General features: G+C 40.9%; 21 protein-coding genes. 10 read left to right on the forward strand and 11 right to left on the reverse strand.

From position 1 onward, the window contains the following. Positions 1 to 17: 17 nt before the first annotated feature. Positions 18 to 3,068, reverse strand: coding sequence for a TMAO reductase system sensor histidine kinase/response regulator TorS (torS, locus tag H5125_RS13035; protein WP_182744439.1), 3,051 nt, complete (start codon positions 3,066 to 3,068; stop codon positions 18 to 20). Positions 3,069 to 3,136: 68 nt separating this feature from the next. Between torS and torT the strand changes: the two genes are divergently transcribed. After that, a complete protein-coding gene (gene torT, locus H5125_RS13040) occupies positions 3,137 to 4,210 on the forward strand; it encodes a TMAO reductase system periplasmic protein TorT (RefSeq protein ID WP_162023088.1) in 1,074 nt (357 codons plus the stop codon). Here torT and torR read toward each other — a convergent pair. From torR to H5125_RS13055, 3 genes are all read right to left on the reverse strand, one after another. Continuing rightward, the gene (gene torR / locus H5125_RS13045) at positions 4,200 to 4,925 is read right to left on the reverse strand and encodes a two-component system response regulator TorR (protein ID WP_182744459.1); all 726 of its coding nucleotides are present in this window, start codon (positions 4,923 to 4,925) and stop codon (positions 4,200 to 4,202) included. The genes torT and torR overlap by 11 nt on opposite strands. A gap of 181 nt (positions 4,926 to 5,106) precedes the next feature. Then, positions 5,107 to 5,856, reverse strand: coding sequence for a TorF family putative porin (locus H5125_RS13050; protein ID WP_162023087.1), 750 nt, complete (start codon positions 5,854 to 5,856; stop codon positions 5,107 to 5,109). A gap of 315 nt (positions 5,857 to 6,171) precedes the next feature. Further along, positions 6,172 to 7,596: a LysM peptidoglycan-binding domain-containing protein gene (locus H5125_RS13055; RefSeq protein ID WP_182744440.1), complete on the reverse strand. Its 1,425-nt coding sequence runs from the start codon at positions 7,594 to 7,596 to the stop codon at positions 6,172 to 6,174. 492 nt (positions 7,597 to 8,088) lie between these two features. Between H5125_RS13055 and H5125_RS13060 the strand changes: the two genes are divergently transcribed. The 4 genes from H5125_RS13060 (at position 8,089) to H5125_RS13075 (ending at position 12,694) form a co-directional block, all read left to right on the forward strand. Further along, positions 8,089 to 8,895: an alpha/beta fold hydrolase gene (locus H5125_RS13060; protein ID WP_182744441.1), complete on the forward strand. Its 807-nt coding sequence runs from the start codon at positions 8,089 to 8,091 to the stop codon at positions 8,893 to 8,895. Further along, complete coding sequence (locus tag H5125_RS13065) at positions 8,892 to 9,815, forward strand: sensor domain-containing diguanylate cyclase (protein WP_182744442.1); 924 nt, start codon at positions 8,892 to 8,894, stop codon at positions 9,813 to 9,815. The genes H5125_RS13060 and H5125_RS13065 overlap by 4 nt, the downstream gene beginning before the upstream one ends. Positions 9,816 to 10,158: 343 nt before the next feature. Continuing rightward, positions 10,159 to 11,727, forward strand: coding sequence for a YjjI family glycine radical enzyme (locus tag H5125_RS13070; protein WP_182744443.1), 1,569 nt, complete (start codon positions 10,159 to 10,161; stop codon positions 11,725 to 11,727). Beyond that, positions 11,720 to 12,694, forward strand: a complete 975-nt coding sequence (locus H5125_RS13075) for a YjjW family glycine radical enzyme activase (RefSeq protein ID WP_101088320.1) — start codon at positions 11,720 to 11,722, stop codon at positions 12,692 to 12,694. The genes H5125_RS13070 and H5125_RS13075 overlap by 8 nt, the downstream gene beginning before the upstream one ends. Positions 12,695 to 12,878: 184 nt before the next feature. On the opposite strand, the gene H5125_RS13080 is transcribed toward H5125_RS13075, so the two are convergent. Next, complete coding sequence (locus tag H5125_RS13080; protein WP_182744444.1) at positions 12,879 to 13,799, reverse strand: LysR family transcriptional regulator; 921 nt, start codon at positions 13,797 to 13,799, stop codon at positions 12,879 to 12,881. Positions 13,800 to 14,307: 508 nt separating this feature from the next. Between H5125_RS13080 and H5125_RS13085 the strand changes: the two genes are divergently transcribed. The 4 genes from H5125_RS13085 to H5125_RS13100 are packed head-to-tail and all read left to right on the forward strand — an operon-like array spanning position 14,308 to position 17,062. Then, positions 14,308 to 14,949, forward strand: coding sequence for a peroxiredoxin (locus H5125_RS13085; RefSeq protein WP_101088322.1), 642 nt, complete (start codon positions 14,308 to 14,310; stop codon positions 14,947 to 14,949). A gap of 56 nt (positions 14,950 to 15,005) precedes the next feature. After that, a complete protein-coding gene (locus H5125_RS13090; RefSeq protein ID WP_101088323.1) occupies positions 15,006 to 15,875 on the forward strand; it encodes an MBL fold metallo-hydrolase in 870 nt (289 codons plus the stop codon). Positions 15,876 to 15,889: 14 nt separating this feature from the next. Beyond that, a complete protein-coding gene (locus tag H5125_RS13095) occupies positions 15,890 to 16,642 on the forward strand; it encodes a sulfite exporter TauE/SafE family protein (protein ID WP_101088324.1) in 753 nt (250 codons plus the stop codon). A gap of 15 nt (positions 16,643 to 16,657) precedes the next feature. Further along, the gene (locus H5125_RS13100; RefSeq protein ID WP_101088325.1) at positions 16,658 to 17,062 is read left to right on the forward strand and encodes a rhodanese-like domain-containing protein; all 405 of its coding nucleotides are present in this window, start codon (positions 16,658 to 16,660) and stop codon (positions 17,060 to 17,062) included. 121 nt (positions 17,063 to 17,183) lie between these two features. On the opposite strand, the gene H5125_RS13105 is transcribed toward H5125_RS13100, so the two are convergent. Both H5125_RS13105 and H5125_RS13110 read right to left on the reverse strand, forming a co-directional pair. Then, a complete protein-coding gene (locus tag H5125_RS13105) occupies positions 17,184 to 18,050 on the reverse strand; it encodes an MBL fold metallo-hydrolase (protein ID WP_182744445.1) in 867 nt (288 codons plus the stop codon). Between the two features lie 289 nt (positions 18,051 to 18,339). After that, positions 18,340 to 18,984: a DUF3365 domain-containing protein gene (locus tag H5125_RS13110; RefSeq protein WP_259395458.1), complete on the reverse strand. Its 645-nt coding sequence runs from the start codon at positions 18,982 to 18,984 to the stop codon at positions 18,340 to 18,342. Positions 18,985 to 19,306: 322 nt separating this feature from the next. Between H5125_RS13110 and H5125_RS13115 the strand changes: the two genes are divergently transcribed. Next, positions 19,307 to 20,623, forward strand: coding sequence for a sigma-54-dependent Fis family transcriptional regulator (locus H5125_RS13115; protein WP_182744446.1), 1,317 nt, complete (start codon positions 19,307 to 19,309; stop codon positions 20,621 to 20,623). Between the two features lie 37 nt (positions 20,624 to 20,660). Here the strand turns inward: H5125_RS13115 and H5125_RS13120 are convergent, their stop codons facing one another. The 4 genes from H5125_RS13120 to H5125_RS13135 form a co-directional block, all read right to left on the reverse strand. After that, on the reverse strand, positions 20,661 to 21,230 hold the full coding sequence (locus tag H5125_RS13120) for a NifB/NifX family molybdenum-iron cluster-binding protein (protein WP_182744447.1): 570 nt from the start codon (positions 21,228 to 21,230) through the stop codon (positions 20,661 to 20,663). A 338-nt stretch (positions 21,231 to 21,568) separates the two neighbouring features. Continuing rightward, on the reverse strand, positions 21,569 to 22,003 hold the full coding sequence (locus H5125_RS13125) for a DUF2057 family protein (protein WP_182744448.1): 435 nt from the start codon (positions 22,001 to 22,003) through the stop codon (positions 21,569 to 21,571). A gap of 104 nt (positions 22,004 to 22,107) precedes the next feature. Then, positions 22,108 to 22,419: a hypothetical protein gene (locus H5125_RS13130; RefSeq protein WP_259395459.1), complete on the reverse strand. Its 312-nt coding sequence runs from the start codon at positions 22,417 to 22,419 to the stop codon at positions 22,108 to 22,110. A gap of 231 nt (positions 22,420 to 22,650) precedes the next feature. Beyond that, entirely contained in the window at positions 22,651 to 23,907 is a 1,257-nt protein-coding gene (locus H5125_RS13135; RefSeq protein WP_182744449.1) for a Y-family DNA polymerase, read from the reverse strand. Positions 23,908 to 23,909 lie beyond the last annotated feature (2 nt).

A 23,909-nucleotide genomic window follows, 5' to 3' on the forward strand; every position in this document is an offset into this window, starting at 1 on the left:
CCCTAATTTACAAAAGCTTAGACAGAAATTCTCAACTCAAGTGCGTTAATAGATGCTTGCCACACTTGCTTAAGCAACAAATATGAATCATCACTAATGCCATCTTTTTCTAATTGTTTGCACAACTGACTCAACTGAATAAAGCCAATGCTGGCACTACTGCCTTTAAGTGCGTGTAACACTTTTGGCCTATCTGCAGGTAAAGCTGCCAGTGCATTGATGTGTTGTGTACTACTGACTTTAAATAACGCTAACATTTCTTTAACAGCTTCTGTACCAAGATATTGTAAGTCTTCATTAATTTGCTTTTCATCGAGTAAAGCCAGATTGTCTTCATTACAAACAGATACTTTTTGATCTATGGTCGTTTGTGCAAAGCCTTTGTGTTTATCCATCTTGGTTAACTTATTCGTGTTGTCGCTGTTGATTGCTGACTTGTCACTCGCATCACCAATCCAATTGGCTAAAAACTTCATATTAAGCGGTTTGGCTAATACGTCATCGAAGCCTGCTGCTTGGTACTCGTTTATGTCATCATGTTGAATTTGAGCCGTAAATGCGGCTATGCTGATGTCTTTTTGGGCTGCGTTAGCGATATGCTTCAACTCAAGTAATAACTCAATACCAGAGCCATCGCCTAATTGAATATCGAGCATAATGCCGGCAAACTGCCAAGCACTATCGACGTTAAACAACGCTCTTGCTTGCGAACAACTATCAGCCAATACGGAATGATGTCCAAGATGTGCTAAAAACCCTTGGGCCACCATGGAATTCACTTTGTTGTCTTCGATAACGAGTACACATTTAGAATCAACTTTAGGTAACTCTGCACTGATAACCTCATACGTTTGTTCACAAATGTGTAATGGTAAACTAAAACCAAAGCTGGAACCCTCACCCACTTTACTACTCACCCGAATAGAATCATTGGCAGTGTTAGCCTCATTCATTAACGAGACTAATTCTTTACAAATAGCGAGCCCAAGTCCTGTGCCTCTGGTTCTGCCTTGATTAGGCTGTACACCATAGGCGATAAACAATTGATCCATGGCCTTTTCACTGATACCAACGCCAGTATCTGCCACTTCAAAGGTTAATTGTTTCTCGACCACATTTACCCGTAATGTAACCTCTCCTGCTGGAGTGAATTTAATGGCATTGCCGAGCAAATTAAACAACACTTGGCGCAATTTGGGGCCATCTACCGTTATCCATTTAGGTAAATTACCGCGAACTAAATATAACGAGATACCTGACAATCCCGCACCAGCTAACATGATTGCCATCACTTCATCGAGCAGCTCATTAAGCGCAACAGCCCGTGGTTCGTTAGTTAATTTACCTTGCTCCAAACGGGAAAAGTCCAAAATATCATTAAGTACATTTTGCAGTAAGGTGCCGCTGTATTGCGATAATGCCAACATTTGTTTTTGTGCTGGAGGTAATGGCGAGTGACTCAGTAAAGTCAGGGTGCCTAAAAGACCATTTAGCGGAGTACGGATTTCATGGCTCATGGTCGCTAAAAATAGCGATTTTGCCTTGTTAGCTTGTTCTGCCATCACTCTAGCCGTCGAATGCCCTTTTGCTTCAGCGTCTAGTTGACGGTTGGTTTCAGCCAGTTCGAGTGTACGTGCCTGCACGGTACTTTCAAGTGAGGCTTTATGGGCAAATAATTCTGATGCCGTTTGTTGTAATTCAGATTGCAGTGCTTGATTGTGCGCGGTTTTTTGTTTAAAAGCTTCAATGGCAGAAGCCATCGCGGTGAGTTCATCGTCTCCGTGAGGATCAAGTACTACTTCGGTATTGCCCTGACTTAATTTAGATAATGCAGCAGTTGCTTCACTTAGGCGTAAAGCGATGCCTTTATAAATAACCCGATAAACCACCAACAGCATAATGATTAACATCAAAATACCTGTCGCCCACAGCCCTGACTTAGCCCACAGTAATTGCTGTAAAAAATTACTTCGGGCATGTTCTGCCTGTAGCTGTTGTGCTTTCATTGCACTATCGACTGACTTATTCAGTTGGCCTAATTTATCCGTCAGCGTTAACAGTTGCGCATTTTGTTTTGTTAGCAATTGCGCATATTGCTGCTGCAAACTTAAGCCAACATTCACCTCCCTTAACATTATCAATTGGTGCTCAAGCTCTGTTGCCCTAACCGGATCTCGAATTAAGCCTTTAAGTAATTCTAGAGGCATTAAATCAATTTGCCCATTCGTTCCTGAACCTGTGTAAGGGCTCGGTATTTCGTTGCCGCTTTGTGAGTTATCGCGAGTAGAATTAATGGTATAAGTCGTTGGAGACAGTACTCGAGCCATACTGTTGAGTACGTTATTTAATCCGAGTTGTTGGTCTGGAGACTGTAATAACTGCCCTACTAACTCAATGTGATGGATCAATCCCAAAGCTCGATTTAAACGTTCACGGACATCCAAGTCTTGCTCTATGATGGAGTCCAAAAGTTTGGCACTTTGTTCAGCGCCAACCACTTGAGGGTAAGCTAAACTCAACTTGGCCAAAATGGTTGAATCGACCACGGCTTGTTCTGCTTCAAGTAAAACACCACTGTTACTGGCCGCTTCCGCCAGTGCGGCTCCTTTATTAATCAATTGCGCCGCCAACACTAAACGTTTACCCACTTGGCGGCCGAATACCGATAAGTCATGGATAATTTCGCCAGCTAATAAAGCTAAATGCTGATCTTTATTAACACCATGATTTTGTAGATTTAACGAATTGAGTCGTTCAATAGCAGAAAGCAAATTAGTGCTTTCCAGTGATAACTTACGCCCAAGGAAAGCGCGTTGAGCCTCTTCTTCCACTCGTTCAAGCGCTTGGGCATTGTCGAGCAAGCCATTAGAAGACTGCATCAATTGCCTTGCAGCCTCAGATGCAGGTAACGCCTCTTCATATAAATATTGGTCAGCAAGCTTTACCCAATAAAGCGAAATGCTGCCAAGGCTAACTAACATTAACAATAACAATCCGAGCAGACAAAATGCCAACATAAGGCGACCCACTAAGCTCTTGCCTGATAGTGATAAAGTGCTCACAGTCATTCCTTAAAATGTTATAATTACGAAAATTTTTTAGTGTTCTGTTAAGAAACCTTAATCGAGACAATATAATGCGCCGACTTATTTATTTGCTCATAGCTTGCTTAGGGACAATACCATTACTTGCTGAAGCAACATCCGATTCTAGCTGGACATTACAGCAGCGCACGCCCTTTAATGCCAAAATTCAAACAGTAAAATCAATACAATATAATCAACTGACCTCGGCCAAAAAGGCTTGGCGAATCTGTGCCTTAGTACCTCACCTTAAAGACGCTTATTGGATCGGCATTGATTATGGTTTGGTGTCAAAAGCCAGCCAATTAGGCATTAATTTAGAATTATTCGAAGCTGGTAGCTATTACAGAAAAGAGCAACAACTAAAACAACTTGAATACTGCCTTAATCAACCGTTCGATGCCATCTTACTCGGTGCTGTGGCCCCCAATTTACTTGATCAATATCCGGGGCTAATTAATAAACCCATCATAGCGTTAGTGAATAGACTCGATAACCCCATTATAACAACTCGTGTAGGCGTCAATTGGTATCAAATGGGCTGGAAAGCTGGCCACTTTATCGCCAAAGCTGTAAAAAATTTACCGCCATCGTCTCCAGTAACACTCGCTCTACTCACCGGCCCAGAAAGTGTTGGCGGCAGCGATTGGGTTGAGCTCGGTATTCAAGATGCTATTGCCGATAGTCCTATTGTGGTTTCGTCAATTCGTCATACCGATAATAATCGTGACCTTTATCGTGACCAACTTCATAATCTACTTAATGATCATGTTCCTAGTTATATTCTAGGCAGTGCCGTTGCTATTGAAGCAGCAATAGGAACATTGCAACATAAACGATTAACTGGCCAAGTAAAACTTGTGAGCAGCTATTTATCGCCAGCGACCTTGCGCGGACTTTATCGCAATAAAGTGGCTTTCAGTAGTGATGATCAAGTGGTGTTACAAGGTAAATTGGCAATAGATATTGCGGTAAAACTACTGGAGGGGGCACACTCATTTGGGGATATTGGCCCACAAATACAGGCGTTAGAACAAGGAACTGTGCAACTCAATATGTTTAACAACAGCTTAGCCCCTGCAGACTTTTACCCCATTTATCGTGTGACGACAAAAACTAATCTTTAACCTTTGTCGCAAACAAATAGCCTTCTCCGTGAACCGTTACAAACAGGTCTGCCTGTAGTTTATTTCGCAAACGGCGAATAATGACATCAATGGTTCTATCATTTACATCTTCATTACGGTGGCTTGTTTGCTGCATTAGCCGCTCACGTGATAGTACTTGCTGTGGATGCAATGCAAAGGCGGTAAGTAATTCGAACTCTGCTTTAGTCAGCTTTATCACCTCGTCACCACGACTCAGTTTTCGGCTGTTTAACTCAAGAATATATTTATCGAAGGTAATGATATCGTCACACTGTTCAAATTGTTCTACAACTTCTTGTTGTGCTTTTTTAACTAATGAAATTCGCCACAACAAATTTTTAACTCTTACCAATAGTTCTCTTAATTCAAATGGCTTAGTCACATAATCATCAGCACCCATCTCAAGGCCAACGATTTTATCAATGGTTTCATCACGACCAGTGACTAATATAATGCCAACGTCCGAACGACTTCTTAGTTCACGCGCCAAGCTCAAACCGTCGGTACCGGGTAAGTTAATATCTAACATCACCAAATCGATATGTTGATTTGTAAACTGTTGCCACATCTGTTCGCCGTCTCCAGCTTCAAGTACACGATAACCTTCACGCTCAAAATAACCTTTTAATCGAGCGCGGATCACGGCTTCATCGTCAACGACGAGTACCGTATTTGTTAAACCAGTATGTGCCATCATCCTATCCAGATAGTGTTGCTAATAATGGCCGTTATTATTCATAACTTTTCATATTTTCCTATAAAGATTTGTCAGGAATGAGTGACAGCTAGCAAAATAGTTTATAAAAAAGGACCTGAGTCACACAATGGGAATGCGTAGAATCAGGTCCAATAATAAAAAAGATTATATTATCAATTTAGAAACTTTTGCTGACGCCAACAACCACTCGGTCATCAAAGATTTTTGTTTGAGTGCCATAGACCTTATGATCGCTATCCATGGTACTGCCATGATAACGAACATCAAAATTGATTCCGGCATAGGCTTTACTCACACCCAAATTCCAGTGCCCCCAACCTTCTGCACCATGACCATCTAAATCTTGGTAGCCGATACTTGCTGATACGTATAAACCATTGTCAAACTGATAGCTCGGATGAACGGCATAGTTAACACCTTGCCAGCCCTCTACACCAAACCAATCATCGATTGTTGGAGTCACTTCTAACTGCACATTTGCATGACCAAATTGCTTACCGACTTTAATCCACAGTTCGGTATAATTTGAATATGAGGCACCTGGATACAGGTAAGAAAAAACCATGACGTCGTAACTGATACCACTATTGCCAAACTCGCCTGCTTTACCAATATAGGGTGCGGTGACAATTTCTAAATTGGGGTCTGCAAATTTGATATTGGATGCAAATACACCAGCATACCAACCCAGATCATTGCCCCAACCTAGGGTACCTTGTACCACTGGTACTTCTGCATCCATTGTTTCTGATTCGCCACGGAAAACATAATCTGAAGCAAAGGTTAATTTACCACTTATGGCTCCACCGAAGACATCATCGTCTGCAGCGTTGGCAAAAGAGGTCGCCGATAAAAGTAGACTGCCTAATAAAATTGACTGAGCTAATTGAGTTTTTCTAATGTTCATATTCATCACCCTAAAATATATGTTCTTATTGATAGAGTGACTATATTCAAAACTTGTGAATAGCTATTGAGCTGGATATGAACTGATCGGAAACAAATATGAAAAAATATGAACACTAAGATTTAACATGACCTCAAGCATTGTGTATCGCTCTATTAAACATGAATGATCGATTTTTATAATCAAAAGTGTCTATATGCACAGCTGGATTTCGATGTGCTTCACTAGGTTAAATCGGTAAATACTCAGATTTATGTAACGCTCAACTTTTACAATATTTGAGCTATTGTGCTTATGAGTTTTTAAACAACAGGCTTACAACTGGCTCTGCTGTTGTTTGAAGGGTTGATGATAAAACTGCAGGGTTTTACCTACCGTTAATTTGTCTTTGTCTGTCATTTTGTTCCAAGCGATAATTTGGTCCACACTGACCTTATACACTTTGGCAATACTCCACAGTGTGTCGCCATATTTTACCGTGTGATCGCTTTGAACTGTTGACTGATTAGATGTTGTAATAATCCTTGGCTGTTTGCTTGGTGCAGCTTGCTTTGGTGTAGAGACTTGGGCGTTTTGTGTTGTAGCCAGTTCGACTAAGGGTGTCATGCCCGATGCAGCTTGTGGCATATACAAAAATTGACCCGCAACGATCTTATCGCCATTAATGTCATTCATCGCTTTTATTTCTGACACCGTTGTAAGGTGACGTTTTGCAATGACACTAATATTATCGCCAGCTCTAATCTGATATTTAAACCATTTTACTCTAGCGCTAATATCAGTATCCGCAAGAGCTTGTTTAAACTCACTGACTTTACTCACTGGCACTATCAACTGATGCGGTCCATCGGGTGATGTTGCCCAGCGATTAAACCCTGGATTCAATTTTTGTAACCGAGCAATTGATATATTGGCTAGATCGGCAGCAACTGCGATGTCAATTTGGCTTCCGACATCAATTACTTCAACTAGTGGTTTATTAGGAATGGATTTAAGACTGATGCCGTAGCTTTCAGAATGTTTAATCACATCTGCTATTGCCAGCAATTGTGGTACGTATTGCCGAGTTTCCTTAGGTAATGGTAAAGACCAAAAGTCGGTGCTCAGCCCTCTTGCTTCATTATATCTAATAGCCTCACGTAAGCGACCTTCACCAGCATTGTATGCGGCTAGTGCATATAACCAGTTGTCGGTTTTTTTATACAAGTATTCGAGCATATCTAATGCAGCGGTGGTTGCAGCAGGCACATCTTTTCTGCCGTCATACCACCAATTCATCTCTAATCCAAAATGGCTGGCCATTGGTGAGGTAAATTGCCACAGGCCTGATGCGTCGGCACTGGAATAAGCAAAAGGATTAAACGAACTTTCTACTATAGGGAGTAAGGCCAGTTCGATAGGTAAATCTCGATGTTCAAACTCTTGGACGATTAAATATAAAAACGGCTTGGCGCGCTGTGAAATCTGCTCGAGATGCTGTGGATTATTAATATACCAATCACGATATTGGTTAACTAATTGTTGATCTGGAATGGGCATATCCATTGAATATCGAATGCGTTCCCATACATCACCGCTGTCTTGATAATTGCGCCGAGCTAACAACTTAGGAACTTTTAATGATGTTGGTTTATTCACACCACCAAGACTTTTTTCTGCTTTGGCATCTTCTACAACAACAGTTTGGCAACCACTCAACAGGATAAAACCTGCCGCAATAAGGAAGATTGATGCTCTCAATTAAAGGTGTTCCTCAGATAGTACGCCGTTATTTTCTTGTTATAGCGTGAGTTTTTAAAGCAAAAGTCGTACATTGTAATTTAGTTTTATTGTTCTATCCATCTGTTTAAAAACGTCTGTTTAATCAACTCACGGTGCTAACTGCTTTTATTAAACCGTTATCAGACGACACTAGCTAACGTTACGCCCTTTTAGGGATATATAGTTATAGCAGTGTTCATTGTGTATACTTCAATCGTGACGTTAACATTATTGTAACTAATAGGATTCAATCAGGTTTGCCTACATAAGATATTATGTTCTCTTGGTTGTGATTCATAACGAGCTGGTTAATAATTTATGTTTACCTAAAAAACTATGATCAGGCGATTAAAAAGTTCATTTTGATTTTCATAGTGTTGGTATTTTACTTTTACCCGTTAAACTTTTACTGTTTAGCCAATAAATCCAGCAGGTAGTCATCATTGGTCACCTGGTAAAAATGGAAAAATCATGTCTCATTCAAATGCTGTTCTTGTTAGAAATAATGTTAAATTAATCGGTAATGGTAGCAAAACCTTAGTTCTCGCACATGGGTTTGGTTGCGATCAAAATATGTGGCGTTTTGTAACCCCTGAACTGATGAAGCATTTTACTATTGTCCTATTTGATTATGTTGGTTCAGGTGCTTCTGATATCTCTCAATACAGTAGAAAACGTTATGGTCAACTTGAAGGATATGCAGAAGACATCATCGAAGTATGTGACGCTTTGCACTTAACTGACGCCATTTTTATAGGGCATTCCGTGAGCAGTATTATTGGTGCAATTGCTGCAATTCAAAAACCTGAGCTATTTTCTAAGCTGGTAATGGTATGTCCTTCACCCTGTTTTTTAAATTTTCCTCCTGAATATTTTGGCGGTTTCGATAAAGAAGACTTACTCGAGTTGTTAAATCTAATGGACAAAAATTATATTGGCTGGGCTAATTATTTAGCTCCGTTAGTAATGGGAACAACCAATTCTGATGAACTTATTGGTGAATTATCAGGCAGCTTTTGTTCTACCGACCCGGTTATTGCGAAGAACTTTGCTGAAGCGACTTTTTTATCTGATTATCGTTATCTACTAAAAGAGATTACACAACCGTGTTTAATTTTACAAAGTGAAAATGATGCCCTGGCAGCAACATCTGTTGGTGAGTTTATTGTGAGCGAAATACCCCATAGCGAACTTAACATTATCGCTGCCCATGGTCATTGCTTGCATATGACTCATCCTGAAGAAATTTTAAAATCGATAATGAAATTCGCAAAATGATCACGACAAAAAATAGTAAAATCGAAAGTAATAAAACATTTGAGCACTCCCCAGATAGTTTCCAGTGTGGTGCGTTAGTCACCAATGCAGCCAACATTATTATTTATGTAAACTCATACTTTACCGACGAACTATTGTGGAATCCAGAGCAACTTATAGGCAAAAATGCGGATATTATCTTTACCCAATCTTCCCGCATATTTTTTCAAAGTTATTTAATTCCAACACTTTTACACGAACAAATTTGTGAAGAAATGCAGTTGATTATTTTTAATGCTGACGGGCTACGAATTCCGATAACAGTGAATGCTCGTTTAAGCGATGACGGCTGTATTTATTGGAGTTTTTTCAATGCCTCCAAGAGAGACCAACTTTATGATGAGTTAATAAAAACAAGAAAAAAACTTGAGGAGCAAGCTGAAAAATTAAAATTGCTTGCTTCAACTGACGAGTTAACGCAGCTATTAAATAGAAGAGAAATGAAATATCGTTGTACGTTAGCGCTTGAACAGGCTGCTAGATCTCATCAATCTGTTAGTTTATTAGTGTTAGATGTCGATCATTTTAAAATCATTAATGACACCTTTGGTCATTTAGAAGGCGATCGAGTACTGAAAGAACTCGGGCATATTTTGAAGGACTTTTGTCGACAAACCGATCTTGTCTCTCGCTTTGGCGGCGAAGAATTTTTGATCTTGCTACCAGACTCCAACAAAAGTGATACTTTATTATTTTGTAACCGGCTCCAAGATAGCATCACGCAAATTAAAGTGGGTGACGGCGTGCTAACCGTCAGTATTGGGGTCAGTATTTGTGATGATAAAACACTGTTTACAGATTTATTTACTCAAGCGGATAAGGCTATGTATAAAGCCAAAGCACTTGGAAGAAATAGAACTGAAGTTTATTGTTTGGATTAAGAGCCTGTTAGTTTCGCTACAAAGCCAGTAACACCCTACTTAAAAAGCGTTAGCCATATTTCACATCATTTCCGGTTTAACCGCCCAACGCCCAGCAACGTAATAACTTAGTAATGTAATAATCTAATAACGTTCCTCTTTATCGATTATGATTTTTCTGCCACTCTTTGTTTATAGGGTTCATGACTCACTAGTCAATATGTTCTGTCATTTGGGATGTGACCTTCATCATCGGATTTCGATTTTATCAATGCCAACGTCGGCTATTTTCACTGTTTAAACATCCTGCCTTTGAGTAGATTAGTTGTTATCAAGCATTAGTCTATAAAAAGTGAGTTTCATCATGACATTACAAGATAACATTGAGAAAATTGTCACCCACCCTCACCTTTCTCCTAAGCAAAAATCCAACTATTTAGCATTAGAAGCTGAAAACAGTCTGCCTTATGTGGCGGTGTCTGAGCCGGTAAATAATGCCATGAAGCAAGGTATTATTTGCGATATGTTTGAAGGTCATGCGCCATTTAAACCGCGTTATGTGTTGCCAGATTATGCAAAATACCTGCAGCAAGGATCTCAGTATTTGGAGCTGTCGCCCGCCGAAGACTTTGATGACGCCTTAAATGCATTAACCATTCTTTATTTTCATGTGCCATCGGTGACCAATATCCCGGTTTACTTAGGCCAATTAGATACGTTATTAATGCCTTTTACACAAGGGCTTGATGCTGAAGCCATCTATCGCAAGCTCAAGCGGTTTTGGATATTACTCGACCGCACGTTACCCGATGCGTTTATGCATGTGAATATTGGCCCAACTGATAACATTATTTGCCGAACCATTTTGCGTATAGATGCAGAATTACAACAAATTGCCCCCAACCTAACCTTCATGTATGACCCTGCCGTAACGCCAGATGATTTATTATTTCAGGCCACCAGCAATATTTGTCAATGCGGTAAACCTCACATTGCCAACTATCCGCTACATGCCGACGCCTTCGATACTCGTGGTTTTGGGATTGTCAGTTGTTATAACGCATTACCGTTAGCTGGCGGCGCCAATACCTTGGTGCGGGTTAACCTCAAAGAAGTCGCTCTAAACGCTAACAGTATTGATGATTTTTTTGCCCAAACTCTGCCATATTACAGCCAACTCGCATTCGAGCTTATTGAAGCGCGTTCGGCATTTCTACACCAACAATCTCATTTCTTTGACAGTTTTTTAGTTAAGGAACAGTTGATCGATGAATCTCGTTTTGCACCTATGTTCGGTATTTATGGTATGGCTGAAGCGGTCAATATTTTACAAGCCTTATTACCTAGTGCTGCTGAGGTTTCAACTACCAACGTCGCAAGTAAACCCAATACAGGCTACGGCCATAACCTTGATGCTAATGAACTTGGACTCAGAATATCTGCAGCTTTAGACAACATAGTAAAGTCGACCCCGGTCACTTACGGTTATAACGGTCGCGCGTTATTGCATTCTCAAAGTGGCATTAGTTTGGATAAAAATGTCACCCCTGGCGTGCGTATTCCCTATGGCTCAGAACCAGACCCTATTAGTCATATTCAAGCACTAGCTAAACATCATCAATATTATACTGCCGGAATCAGCGATATTCTAACCATAGATGAAACCGTTAAAGCGAATCCTCAAGCGATGTTCCAACTCTGTAAAGGCGCCCTTAGTTCAGGTTTTAGAGAGTTTAGTGCCAATGTTGCTAATAACGATTTAGTCCGTGTTACTGGTTATATGGTTAAACGCTCGGACATTGAAACTTTTAAGCAATGCGGTTCACGCACCAACACCACAGGGTTAGCTGCTGAAGCCGCAATCAATACGGGGATACTTCAACGCCAAGCTCGGGTAGTTGCTCACGAACAAGCTCCTTTTATTCATGAGTAAACATGCCGTTGTCAGTCAAATATTGCCATTTTCCTGTGTCGACGGGCCTGGCAGTCGTTTGGTGATATTTTTGCAAGGCTGCAACTATCAATGCAAAAATTGTCATAATCCTCACACCATCAGTTTGTGTGATGCTTGTGGTGACTGCATTGATAGTTGCCCTGAACAGGCACTTAGTCTTATTCATTCACAAGCTATGCCGTTACCCCAAATGCGGTCACAAGAAATGTGGTTACACGGAACTCTAATACCAGTTAATCATTCGCCAAGTAGTTCTCCATGTAGTTCTCCAAGTAAGCCCCATATTGTCTGGGACAGCACCAAATGCAGCCAATGCGATACTTGCCTTGCGGTATGCCCTAGACAATCGACGCCTAAAACGTCTCATTACACCGTTGAACAAATGCTAGAGGTTATCTACGGACAACGTCATTTTATCAATGGCATTACACTCAGTGGCGGCGAAGCGAGCTTACAATTGCCTTTTATTATTGAGCTTTTTAGTGCGATAAAGTCCTCAGAACATTTATCGCATCTAAGTTGTATGCTCGACACCAATGGCAGCTTGAGCTCAACAGGTTGGCATAAGCTACTGCCATTTTTAGATGGCGCAATGGTTGATTTAAAAGCATGGCAACAAGATACCCATCATTACATCACAGGGCGTGATAACCAGCCGGTATTTACGTCAATCGAGTTACTGACTCAGCACAATAAATTGTATGAAGTAAGACTGTTACACATTCCCGGCATCACGGATTATGAGCATGATGTTGACGCCCTGGGCGGGTATTTATCCAACCTCCCCACAGAGACTCGGGTGAAGTTAAATGCGTTTCATCATCATGGTGTTAAAGGCATAGGCTCTACATGGCCACAATGTACTCAAGCGGATATAGCACGTTTAGCAAATCAACTTACTCAGCGAGGAGTAACCAATATCGTCTTACCGTCGCTGTATATCTAATCGCTATATATCTAATCGCTATATTTAGCACCTATATTTAGCGTCTATAGGTAAGTTCTACATGTCACATCTATAGGTAACTGAGGTTGAATAAATGGCTAACACGGCTTTGCTGCAACTTAATACCAAATCAATTCATTGATAAAGTACCATTTAATCAATACTTAAAATCGTATTGATGCGCTTAACGACTGCACAGCAATATTTGTTCATACAGCCAACGATGAGCAGGATCGTTCATACTTTGCCGATGCCACACAAGGCTATAAGCAACTTTGCCATAATCGATCGGTAACGGTTTAATCAGTAATCCTTGGGCTTGCTTGGCTATTGAGGCCCAGTGGCGCGAACCGGTAAATAGCAGTTCACTGTGATGGCACATTAACGCTGCGCTGCCAAAGTCAGGTACCGAAATCGGTATCGCCCGTTTTTTAGATTGTTGTGCCAGTAAAATATCAAAAAATGGTGTGCTCAAATCAGTATCTGTTATGCCGATGTGGCTGAAATTTAAGTAGTCATCAAGGCTAATAGTCTGCTGTGACGCCAGTGGATGGCTAGCACTCATTAGGCAGACCATTTCATCGTTGATTAAGGTTTCCCAGACTAAGTCTTCATCGACATTGGTTGGTTGGCTTAAGTCATGTGGCAAAAGAATAAAATCCAACGAGCCTTTTACTAAGCCGTCAAAGCCGATGTTGTCTTTATTGTAAATATCGATATGGATATTGGGCGCCAGGTTGAGAATATGAGCCGTTAATGTGGCGGCTAACAACTCAAATGTGCTTTCGCGCATCGCCAGTGAAAAGCTACCTTGATAATGTTGTGGCTTGAACACATCCTGGTTCATGATCTGATTCATATCATTAATCATCTGCTTCACACTTGGGCCTAGTCGTCGTGCTAATGCAGTGGCGATGAGTGAATTGCCATGACGATAGAATAATTCATCATGCAAACTTTCTCTTAGCTGACTTAAGGTTTTACTCACCGACGATGGGCTTAGACATAACCGTTCAGCACAGGCTGTGACACTGAGGGTATCAAGCATCACATGCAAAGTGATCAAGTGTTTCATACTGATACGTGAAAGCTTGGCCAATTCCATTTACGAATTACTCTTTATAAGTCATGTATTTGTTTACGAAAATATAAACCTAAATGATATTACGGTATAGGCTTCACAAGCATAATCAAGACCCGCTTCACATTGCTATCGGTTAAATAAATGTTTATTCCGCTATCAGCTCTATTTCTAATCCATATAATGCGGCTTTATGCACAGACTTGTTAATTACTCACTTCAGAAACCTTACTGCTAACACCAGTATCGCTTGATCGGTTGTGCTATTGCGACAATTAACGTGGTCATTTTTGTCTTTTGTGCCATTTATGACACGAGTTAAACACAACTTATTGTGTGGCTAATGTAAAAATCATCTAACAACTAATCACATCTAAATTTTTAATTAATAAAATCAGATACTTATTTTTATTTATGTTATTTATTATCATCTAACCGATATTGGCCTAGCAATTGCTATTACTAAGTATGTTTGCAATCTACTTTACAGATTAGAGTTGCATTAACTTAACCATTTTTTTGGAGTAATAACATGACTGATTCTATTGTTTCTTTTCCGCAATTAAACCGACCCGCTCCGGCCTTTAATACCAAGACAACACATGGCATGCGCTCACTTACTGACTATAAAGGTAAGTGGCTAGTGTTGTTCTCCCATCCTGCGGATTTTACCCCTGTGTGTACGACTGAGTTTATTGGGTTTGCTCAACGTGCAGAAGAATTTGCCAAGCTTAATACTGAGTTACTCGGTTTATCCATCGACAGTGTTCATTCCCATATCGCTTGGGTACGTAACATTGAAGAAAACTTTGGCGTTGAAATAACCTTCCCGATTATTTCCGACTTATCAATGGAAGTGGCTAAAGCCTACGGCATGATCCAACCCGGTGCGAGTGACACAGCTGCCGTTCGCGCAACCTTTATTATCGATCCCGAAGGTGTATTGCGTGCCATGGTGTATTACCCAATGAGTAATGGTCGTTCTATAGATGAATTTGTTCGATTAGTAAAAGCACTGCAAACCAGTGATGCCAATGGCGTTGCTACCCCAGAAAACTGGCAACCTGGCGATGACGTTATTGTGCCACCACCAGCAACAACTGCTGACGCTAAAGCACGATTATCCCAGGGTTATGATTATGTAGATTGGTATTTTAGTAAGAAGTCGCTTTAACCCGTGGCAAGCACTGGGACGCTTAGTCCCTGTGCACTATTTAACAGGAGCTTGTGATGATTTCAACCTTTAGTGTCCATGAATTTTTAGATGAAGACAGTGAAACATTCACTTATGTTGTTGCTGATAATACCACATCGTTTGCTGTCATTATTGACCCGGTTTTAGACTTTGATTATAAATCAGGTCGAACAGGCACACGAAATGCTAATCGGGTTTTACATTGGATTGAACGCCAAGCGTTAACCGTCAAATGGATACTTGAAACCCATGCTCATGCCGATCATTTATCTGCTGCCAGTTATTTACGTGACCAAATTGGTGGCCAAATGGGTATTGGCGAGCACATCACCGAAGTCCAGCAGACTTTTAAAAAGGTATTTAACCTAGACGCTAGCTTTTTGCCTAACGGCAGTCAATTTGACCATCTATTTAAACATAATGAGCTGTTACAAGTCGGTAATATGACCATTCGTGTTATGCACACACCGGGTCACACTCCGGCTGATCTTGCTTACATTGTGAATGATCAAGCCGCCTTTGTTGGAGACACCATTTTTATGCCTGATGTGGGTACCGCCAGATGTGATTTCCCCGGTGGGGATGCCAATACTTTGTACGATTCCATTCAGGCATTATTTACTCTCCCAGATACAACAGATATCTACGTGTGTCATGACTACCCTACTGAGGGGCGCGGGCATCAATTTAAAACTCAAGTCATCCAACAGAAACAACACAATATTCATGTGAATGACACTATGACCAAATCTGCTTTTGTGACGCTTCGTCAACAACGAGACGCCACATTGCCGATGCCTAGGCTGATATTGCCATCGATTCAAATCAATATTCGCGCAGGCCAAATGCCTGCACCTGAAGACAACGGCACTGTGTATTTAAAAATCCCGATTAACCAGCTTTAAACTTAAGAGTAACCATGATGATACAAGCAATCATTGGCGCATTATTAATTGGTTTAGTGCTGAGTGTATTAGGGTCTGGTGGCTCCATCCTTACTGTTCCGGTGTTGCTTTACCTTATTGGAATGCAACCCCAATTAGCTATCGCTTCGTCATTGTGCATTGTGGGTGCTATCAGTTTAATCAGCAGCATAGGCTTTATTAAGCATAAAAAAGTCTCTTGGCCTCATGTGTTTTTATTTGGTTTACCTGGCATGGTAGGCACCTATTTAGGCGCATGGCTCAGCAGCTTCTTTAACAGTGACATACAACTTACTGTGTTTGTCATTTTGATGCTCATTGGCGCGGTGATGATGTGGCGAAATCAATCTAGCCGCTACCAAGCTGGCAAACTAAATATCGCTAAAATCTTGTCGCAAGGATTAGCGGTTGGGGTTGTCACCGGTTTTGTGGGTGTGGGTGGTGGCTTCTTAATTGTACCTGCACTGGTGTTACTTGGCGGCATTGAAATGTCGTTGGCCATTGGTACCAGCTTACTGATTATTTCAATGAACTCACTGGTCGGTTTTGCTAAATATTACTCATTACTTTCAAGTAAAGGGTTTGAGTTCGATGGGTCGATTATTGCCATCATGATTGCAGGCGGACTTGTCGGCAGTATTGCCGGCCAATGGATAAATCAATATTTACCCAAAGCGATTTTACAAAAAATATTTGCCGTGTTTTTAGTGCTAATGGCGCTATTCATTTTAACTAAATCCATTATTTAACATCACGAGGTACACATGAAAACTGCCCAGGAATACATAAGTGAGATTAAAACCCACATTATTGAAGTGAGTACCCAAGAATTACTGACGGCAATGCTTAACCCTGATGTGATCATCATCGATGTTCGTGAGCATGATGAGTTTACGACGGGCCATATAGAAGGTGCGGTGAATTTTCCACGTGGAGTATTAGAGATGAAAATACACGAGCATCCTTTAGTGAGTCATCACTGCGAGTGGGTATTGGCGTTAAATGAACTAGCTGATAAAGACATATACCTTATTTGTCGAACTGGTGGCCGTTCTGCACTGGCGGCAGCATCATTACAGGATATGGGGTTTAGCAAACCTCTGTCTGTTGCCGGTGGCATGATGCAATGGCAACAAGATGGCTTTCCATTGGTGCCTCATAAAATATAAATTACGCAAACATGAGCCAACATTATGTGGCTCATGGCTTATTTTTTACTGATGGCAGATGCTGTTAATGGCTAACCGTGCTAATGGTTGATTGTGTTAATGGTTGATTGTGTATTCATTTTTAGAGCCGATTTAGCGGTATTTTAAGGTAGTAGTTACCCTTACAGTCAGCTAATGGCATGTTACCCGCACGAATATTCATTTGAATCGCGGCTAATAATAGTTGCTGTATGTCAGGGTCAATATGGCGTTGTTGATGCCGTTTAATAAACTCTGCTAGGGTGACATTCCCCCCTACCACACTGTTATAGCGTTTTTGGGCAATCACCGATGTTTCTAACCCATTATCTGTACGTTTCTGTGCATGTGGATCATGGCCAACAAACACCCGAGTGCAATTAGGTAATGCCAATATTCGCTGAATTGAATGGTACAAGGTTATTGCACTGCTATTGGGGAAGTCAGTATTAACGGTACCTAACTCCGGCGTTGACAAGGTGTCGCCTACAAACACAACATCTTCAATGAGATAACTGACGCAGGTTGGTGTATGACCCGGTGTATGCATAATGTGAATATCTAAATGACCCAGTTTAATGAGTTCTTCATCCACAAATAATTGTTCAAATTGTTCGCCATTACATTTAAAACTATCATCAAGATTCAGTAATCGCTTAAAGGTATGTTGAACTTTGGTGATGTTCTCGCCAATTCCGGTTGTTCCACCACGTTTTTTCTTGATATAACAGGCCGCAGAAATATGGTCGCTGTGGGCATGGGTTTCTAAAATCCATTCAACTTCAAATCCATGTTCATCGATATGCTCAATGATGCTATCAGCAAAACTCGTGCTTATGGTGCCAGACGCCATGTCAAAATCTAAAACAGGATCAATAATCGCACATTGACGGGTAGCAATATCGGTCACCACATACGTAAGAGTATGGCTAGCTTGATGATAAAAAGGATCGATTCGGATTCTACTCATGACACATTAACTCCCAACACAATACACTGGTATTTGTCAGATAAAGCCTCAGATTAAGATTGGTAATATTCTCAACATCATTGATTCAATGACTGAGGAGGGTTAATCACTACAGCATGATGTTAAATTAAACCATCAATGTAAACTGCGGATTAAGTCGCAACAAACAGCGAATTAATAAGCATTATTTGATTTACGATCCGAAGAATAAGGCTTAATGATAAAGCCCTATTCCCGTGGTAGTTTGTTAATTACTTTTTCGACTTTGGCTTTCGACTATTGCTTTCGGCTATGGCTTAGCAGTAACCGATGGAGTAGATGTTTTGATATCCTTTTTCAGTGAAAATGCGCCACGAATATCACCAAGGGCAAAGTTAACCGCTTTATCATCTGGATAGGTTTTGCTAAGCAATGCACTCACTTCCGGTTCAATATTACTGCCATGGCAACCTAAACATAATTGTTGCGCTGGTATGGCCTTCATATAACGAAACTGAGTGTTGCCATCATTGACGATAAACTCACTCGCCACGATTGGCTTATCTGCAGGTTGTAGTCCTGAGGCATTCACCAGCTCAAATTGTTGTAATTGCGATAACTCCCATTCATCTGGCGTATTGTCTGAATTACGCACACGTAAACTGGTTCGAGTCAGTGTCCAGCCATCTTTCGAGTTTTCAGCGGCAATGGCAGGTGCAACCGATTTACACACCGACACCGCATTGATTAAGCCACCTTGTTTAATTGCGGCTTGTAACTGACCTTTTAACGCTTGGCTAAAATCGGCAATGCGTTGATTGGCCTGTTGTTCAAGCACCTGCTGTTGCGTTAGTGATTCAGCATGGCAAAGGCTGCTCATGCCAGCAATCACTAATAACGCACTGATGTTACGTGCATTTAAAACCGTTTTTTTGTGCTTTGATGTTAATTTCATTATTTGTCATCCTCGTCTTCAAGTCGGGTCATTCCCATTAACTTCAGGGCATAATTTTCGTACATGGGTTCACTACTGCCAGGGCACCGTTCGGTCGTAAGCGATATAACACAATCAATACAAAGCTTGTGCCATATCACACTAGTTATTTTTAATCGTTTAAAATCATTAGCTTAAACATCATTGAAATTGACAGGATGCCCATACTAGGTTGTTGAGTGACAAATGAGTGACAAATATGACATCGTAATGACATTTATCGTGCTATTAATGTCATTATAAAGGTTGGCCGATTAATATGAATCGCAAGCGAGAGTAATCAATGAATAACACCACCGTTGTACAATCTATGATAAACGCTATTGATAAACCGGCGATTTTTATTACTCCCGATTATGTGATCCATGCGGTTAATCAAGCCTATATCGAAACCTATGATGACGACGTTATTTTAGGCCAAAGTAAATGCCATCAAATCTCTCATAATAGTGACCAACCTTGCGATAAACACGGTGAGGAATGCCCGTTATTACAATGCCAGAGTACTAACCGAGCTGCCAGTGCCGTGCATATTCACAGCACGGTGCAAGGTAAGTCTTACTGCGACATTTTAATGAAACCTATAAAAGATAATAGTGGCATGGTATTGGGGTATCTAGAGATTTTAGATGCCATAGATTACGCATCGACAGAATCAAAAAAAGGCACCATGATCGGTCAATCGGCGCCATTTAAGCAGATGCTCAACAGGATTAATCGAGCCTCTCAATCCAATATCGCGGTTCTGTTACAAGGTGAAACCGGTTCAGGCAAAGAGTTAGTTGCTAAAGCGGTACATCAGGCCAGCAACCGAAATGATAAACCGTTTGTGGTGATTGAATGCACTGGGCTAAGTGAAAATCTGTTCGAAAGTGAATTATTTGGCTATGAAAAAGGTGCATTTACAGGGGCGACAAGCAGCAAAAAAGGCTTGATAGAAATAGCGCACGGTGGAACGGTGTTTTTTGATGAAATTGGCGATGTACCGATGAACATGCAAGTGAAGTTACTTAGGTTACTTGAAACCCAGTGTTATCGTGCCGTCGGCGGATTAAAACAGAAACGTTCTGACTTTAGGCTAGTCAGTGCCAGCCATAAGAATTTACTCGATTTGGTTGAAAAAGGTGAATTTAGGCGCGACCTGTATTACCGCATTGCAGGATTTCCGATTTACTTACCGTCGTTACGTGAGCGTTATGATGACATTCCGACGCTGGTGAATCACTTTATAAAATATTCTGATTACAAACATAAAAAGTTTTCGAGCAATGCATTAACTCTTTTGGGTCGTTATGCATTTCCGGGAAATATTCGCGAATTGAAAAATATTATTGAGCAATCGGCACTTATCGCCAATGAGGATGTTATACACAGCAGTGATTTACCTGAAAGCGTTCAACCTAGCCACACATCTAAGGATGAAACAATTGCCGTAAAACTTAACACCGAACTGATGACGTTAGATGACATGGAATGTGCGTATCTTTCGCAGGTATGTGAGCAATATGCAGGATCGCCAGCCGAACTAGCGATAACGCTTAATATCAGTGTGCGTACCTTATATCGAAAATTACAACGCTATGGTTTAAAGCTTAACTAGCCACCACAGCGCTGTGATAAAACACCCCTAGCGATCATTAATGAGCAATTAGTGAATGTTTTTTATTGCAGCAACGTTTCATTGTTGTGGTTTCATTCGCCAATTTAGATTTAGACTCGCAGCAACGTTTATGTGTCCCCGAGTCAGATTGGTTATGGCAGTCTTCTTCACCATGAGCGTGTTGATGATCATGGTCATGGTTATGTTTATGCTCATGGTTACAGCAACCACCAGTGGCTTTCTTAGCAATATTATTGATGGATGGTCGCCCCTGACTTGCCTCGGTAAATGGCTCACAGTCCGCTAAATGACTACTGGCAAAATACTCTATTGCAGTACGACCATTTTTTGCGTGAAATACACTCAATTGTTGGCTTAATAACTTAGATAAAAGCTGTTGGCCAATGTTGCGCACGATGACGCGATCCGCTCCATTTGCCAGTATCATACTGACTAATTGTTGTTTACCCTCACATCCTTCTGTTAATGCTGGGTTGGCAAAGCGCCCTTTTACTTGGCCTTGCTCATCAATGAATAGCATCTCATCGGCACGGCTAAAGTGGTTGGCAATATGTTGGTCTTTCATAGGTATGGCAGTAATCATCATGTCTCCTCATGTGCATTTTTAACAAATCGATTAAACGCAGTTGTTCCAACTTGGTTTATCGACATGCCACTGGGCTTAAAACAGCTTTTGCCGAGAGCGTCCTAGAATGTTCGTTTATTTTTGGAGGCTTGGCATTATCTGCTTAAATTAATCGAATAATGGTAATTGGCATATGCAATATATACTCTTATTATTAGCATATGCCAATAATAATTTCGATTCTGGTTTGAGTTTTGTGACGCGTGACATTATTTATGATGACAAGTATTTTACCTGTCATAAGGCGTGCGAGGATGTAGATAACGATAGAGCGCTATGTAAGCGCCCTATCAATTTTACTATTGTTGCATCATTTGACTGTGTTGTTTCATGATAATAGCCATTAACTCTTCGTGATTAACTAATTTGACGTTTTCACCTTTTACGCTGGCGCGGTCTAAGGTTATCACCGGTGATGCAATAAATTTCTTTGCATTGGTTGAAGAGAAAATCTCTTTGCTACGCACGTGAATATCTTCATCTTTGGTTAGATGTAGACTCCAATATAACGCATCGGACTTAATAAAATTCGTATCATCTGCTCCTGATGAAAACACATCATAAAACTGTAATTCTATTAAATGTTGACCAGGAGACACCTCCATTTCACTTTTATTTGATGCCGATTTGCCATCGACCGCAGTAAAGATTAAATAGTCAGGTAATGAGATAGTGGCAGCCATTGCTGCTGAGCTGGCTAAAGATAATAGTGTGATCGCAATGAATTTTTTCATAATAAACTCCGTTAACTTTTTGATGCTTATAGTTTTTTGATGCTTATAGTTGAAGCAACAAAAATCTTTATAAATTAATGTGGGTAACTAATAAACATAAAGAATTAAGCTATCGGAGGCGGATTTTGGCTTACTAGAATGGTGGGTGTTGATGTCCATAAAGGCGAACTCACTTTGGCACTCGTTAGTAGAGCATTGGTGAGGTTTGTTGCTGATAACAAAAATGCATTCGCGACCGCATGACAATGGCTAATGCATTGACTCATATCGTTTAAGCAACAGTCATCGTTAGTGTCGCAGTCACTTTGCATCATCGTTGATTGATGCATACTACTCGACTGCATGTCTGACATGGCCATTTCATTAGACATAGCAAAACTTGGAACAAGTAATTGTCCAAGTAGTGAAATTATCATTGCTATGTTTAACAGCGTATTTCGCATTATGTCGGCCATATGATGAGTACGATTCAACATTAACAATTTAATTAGAGTGATAATCAGAGCTGAATCACATTTTAAGGGTTAGCCATAGTTGAATGCCCCAACCTTGCATGTGTTATGGCAGAGCAATACCATTGTTATAATAAACCTTAGTAATAAACCTTAGTAATAAACCTTAGTCATAAACCTTAGTAATATAAAACCTTAGCATTTAATGCTGGGTAAGCATTTCCATTGGGTTGAATATTGAGGTGTGAGTAAATCACGGCGCATGGCCCATTTTTGTTCTATTCCTTGTGCTGCCAGAAACACTGTATCGCGGCCATATCGTTGGTTGATGCCGTCAAGCGTATCCATCAAGGCATAATTGACCTTAGCGGTATTAAATAAATCAAATTGAAAATGTTTCTCGCTGGCTAAATCAACCAGGCCTACACCAATTTTGTAATAACGAACACCATTGCTAAATAATCTCGGGGCGGCGTCTGTCATGGCTTTGGTGAGTTCAATGGTGCAATTGGTTGGACACGGAAAATGGACAATAACTTTATAACTCACAGGCCGCTCGTCGTGGGGCGAATTACTGGCAAATAACAACATGGTTTTGCAATGTGAGCCTTGTTGACGAGCTTTACTTGCTGCGATGCCAACATGTTTACTCAATGCCTGTAATAGCGATTCAAAATCGCAAATACGTTCACCCACACTACGAGTGGAAAAAATTTGTTTTTTATCTGCCCTAGCCTCATCCCATTGTTTACACACTTCGCCGTTAAGTTCTCGCACGGTGCGTTCAATTTGAATACTAAATTGTTTTCTGGCTAGACTCGGTGGCATAGAGGCGAGATCGTATGCGCTGCGAATATTCATCAATTCAAGCTTTTTACTGATGCGCCTGCCAATCCCCCACACCTCTTTAACGGCAAGCTGGCGTAAAATGTCATTACGTTGCTGCGCAGTGTCGATAACGCACACACCTTGGTATCCCGGTATTTTTTTAGCGGCGTGATTGGCTATTTTAGCTAAGGTTAACGTTTGGCCCATGCCCACACAAACAGCCAGGCGGGCTTCTTTCCAAACGGCACGGCGAATTAACTGACCTTGGCTATGCAGGCATTTGATTGCGGGATAACAATGTTTAAAAGACAGGAAGCTTTCATCGATGGAGTACACATGTTGCTCTGGTGCAAAACGACCAATTATTGCCATCATCTTTGCCGATAAATCGGCATACAATTCATAATTAGATGAACACACAATGACATTGCGCTGGGCACATAATGCTTTAGCTTGAAAGTAAGGCAAAAACTTCTCAATACCCGCCTCTTTTGCTTGCCGATTAGCCGCGACAATACAGCCATCGTTATTGCTCAGTACAATAATCGGTCTGCCGCGCCAGTCAGGACGAAAAACCTGTTCTGCACTGCAATAAAAAGCATTGGCATCGACTAAGGCAAACATTG

It is taken from the genome of Shewanella sp. SR44-4, assembly GCF_014163715.1.
Taxonomy (GTDB): Bacteria; Pseudomonadota; Gammaproteobacteria; order Enterobacterales; family Shewanellaceae; genus Shewanella.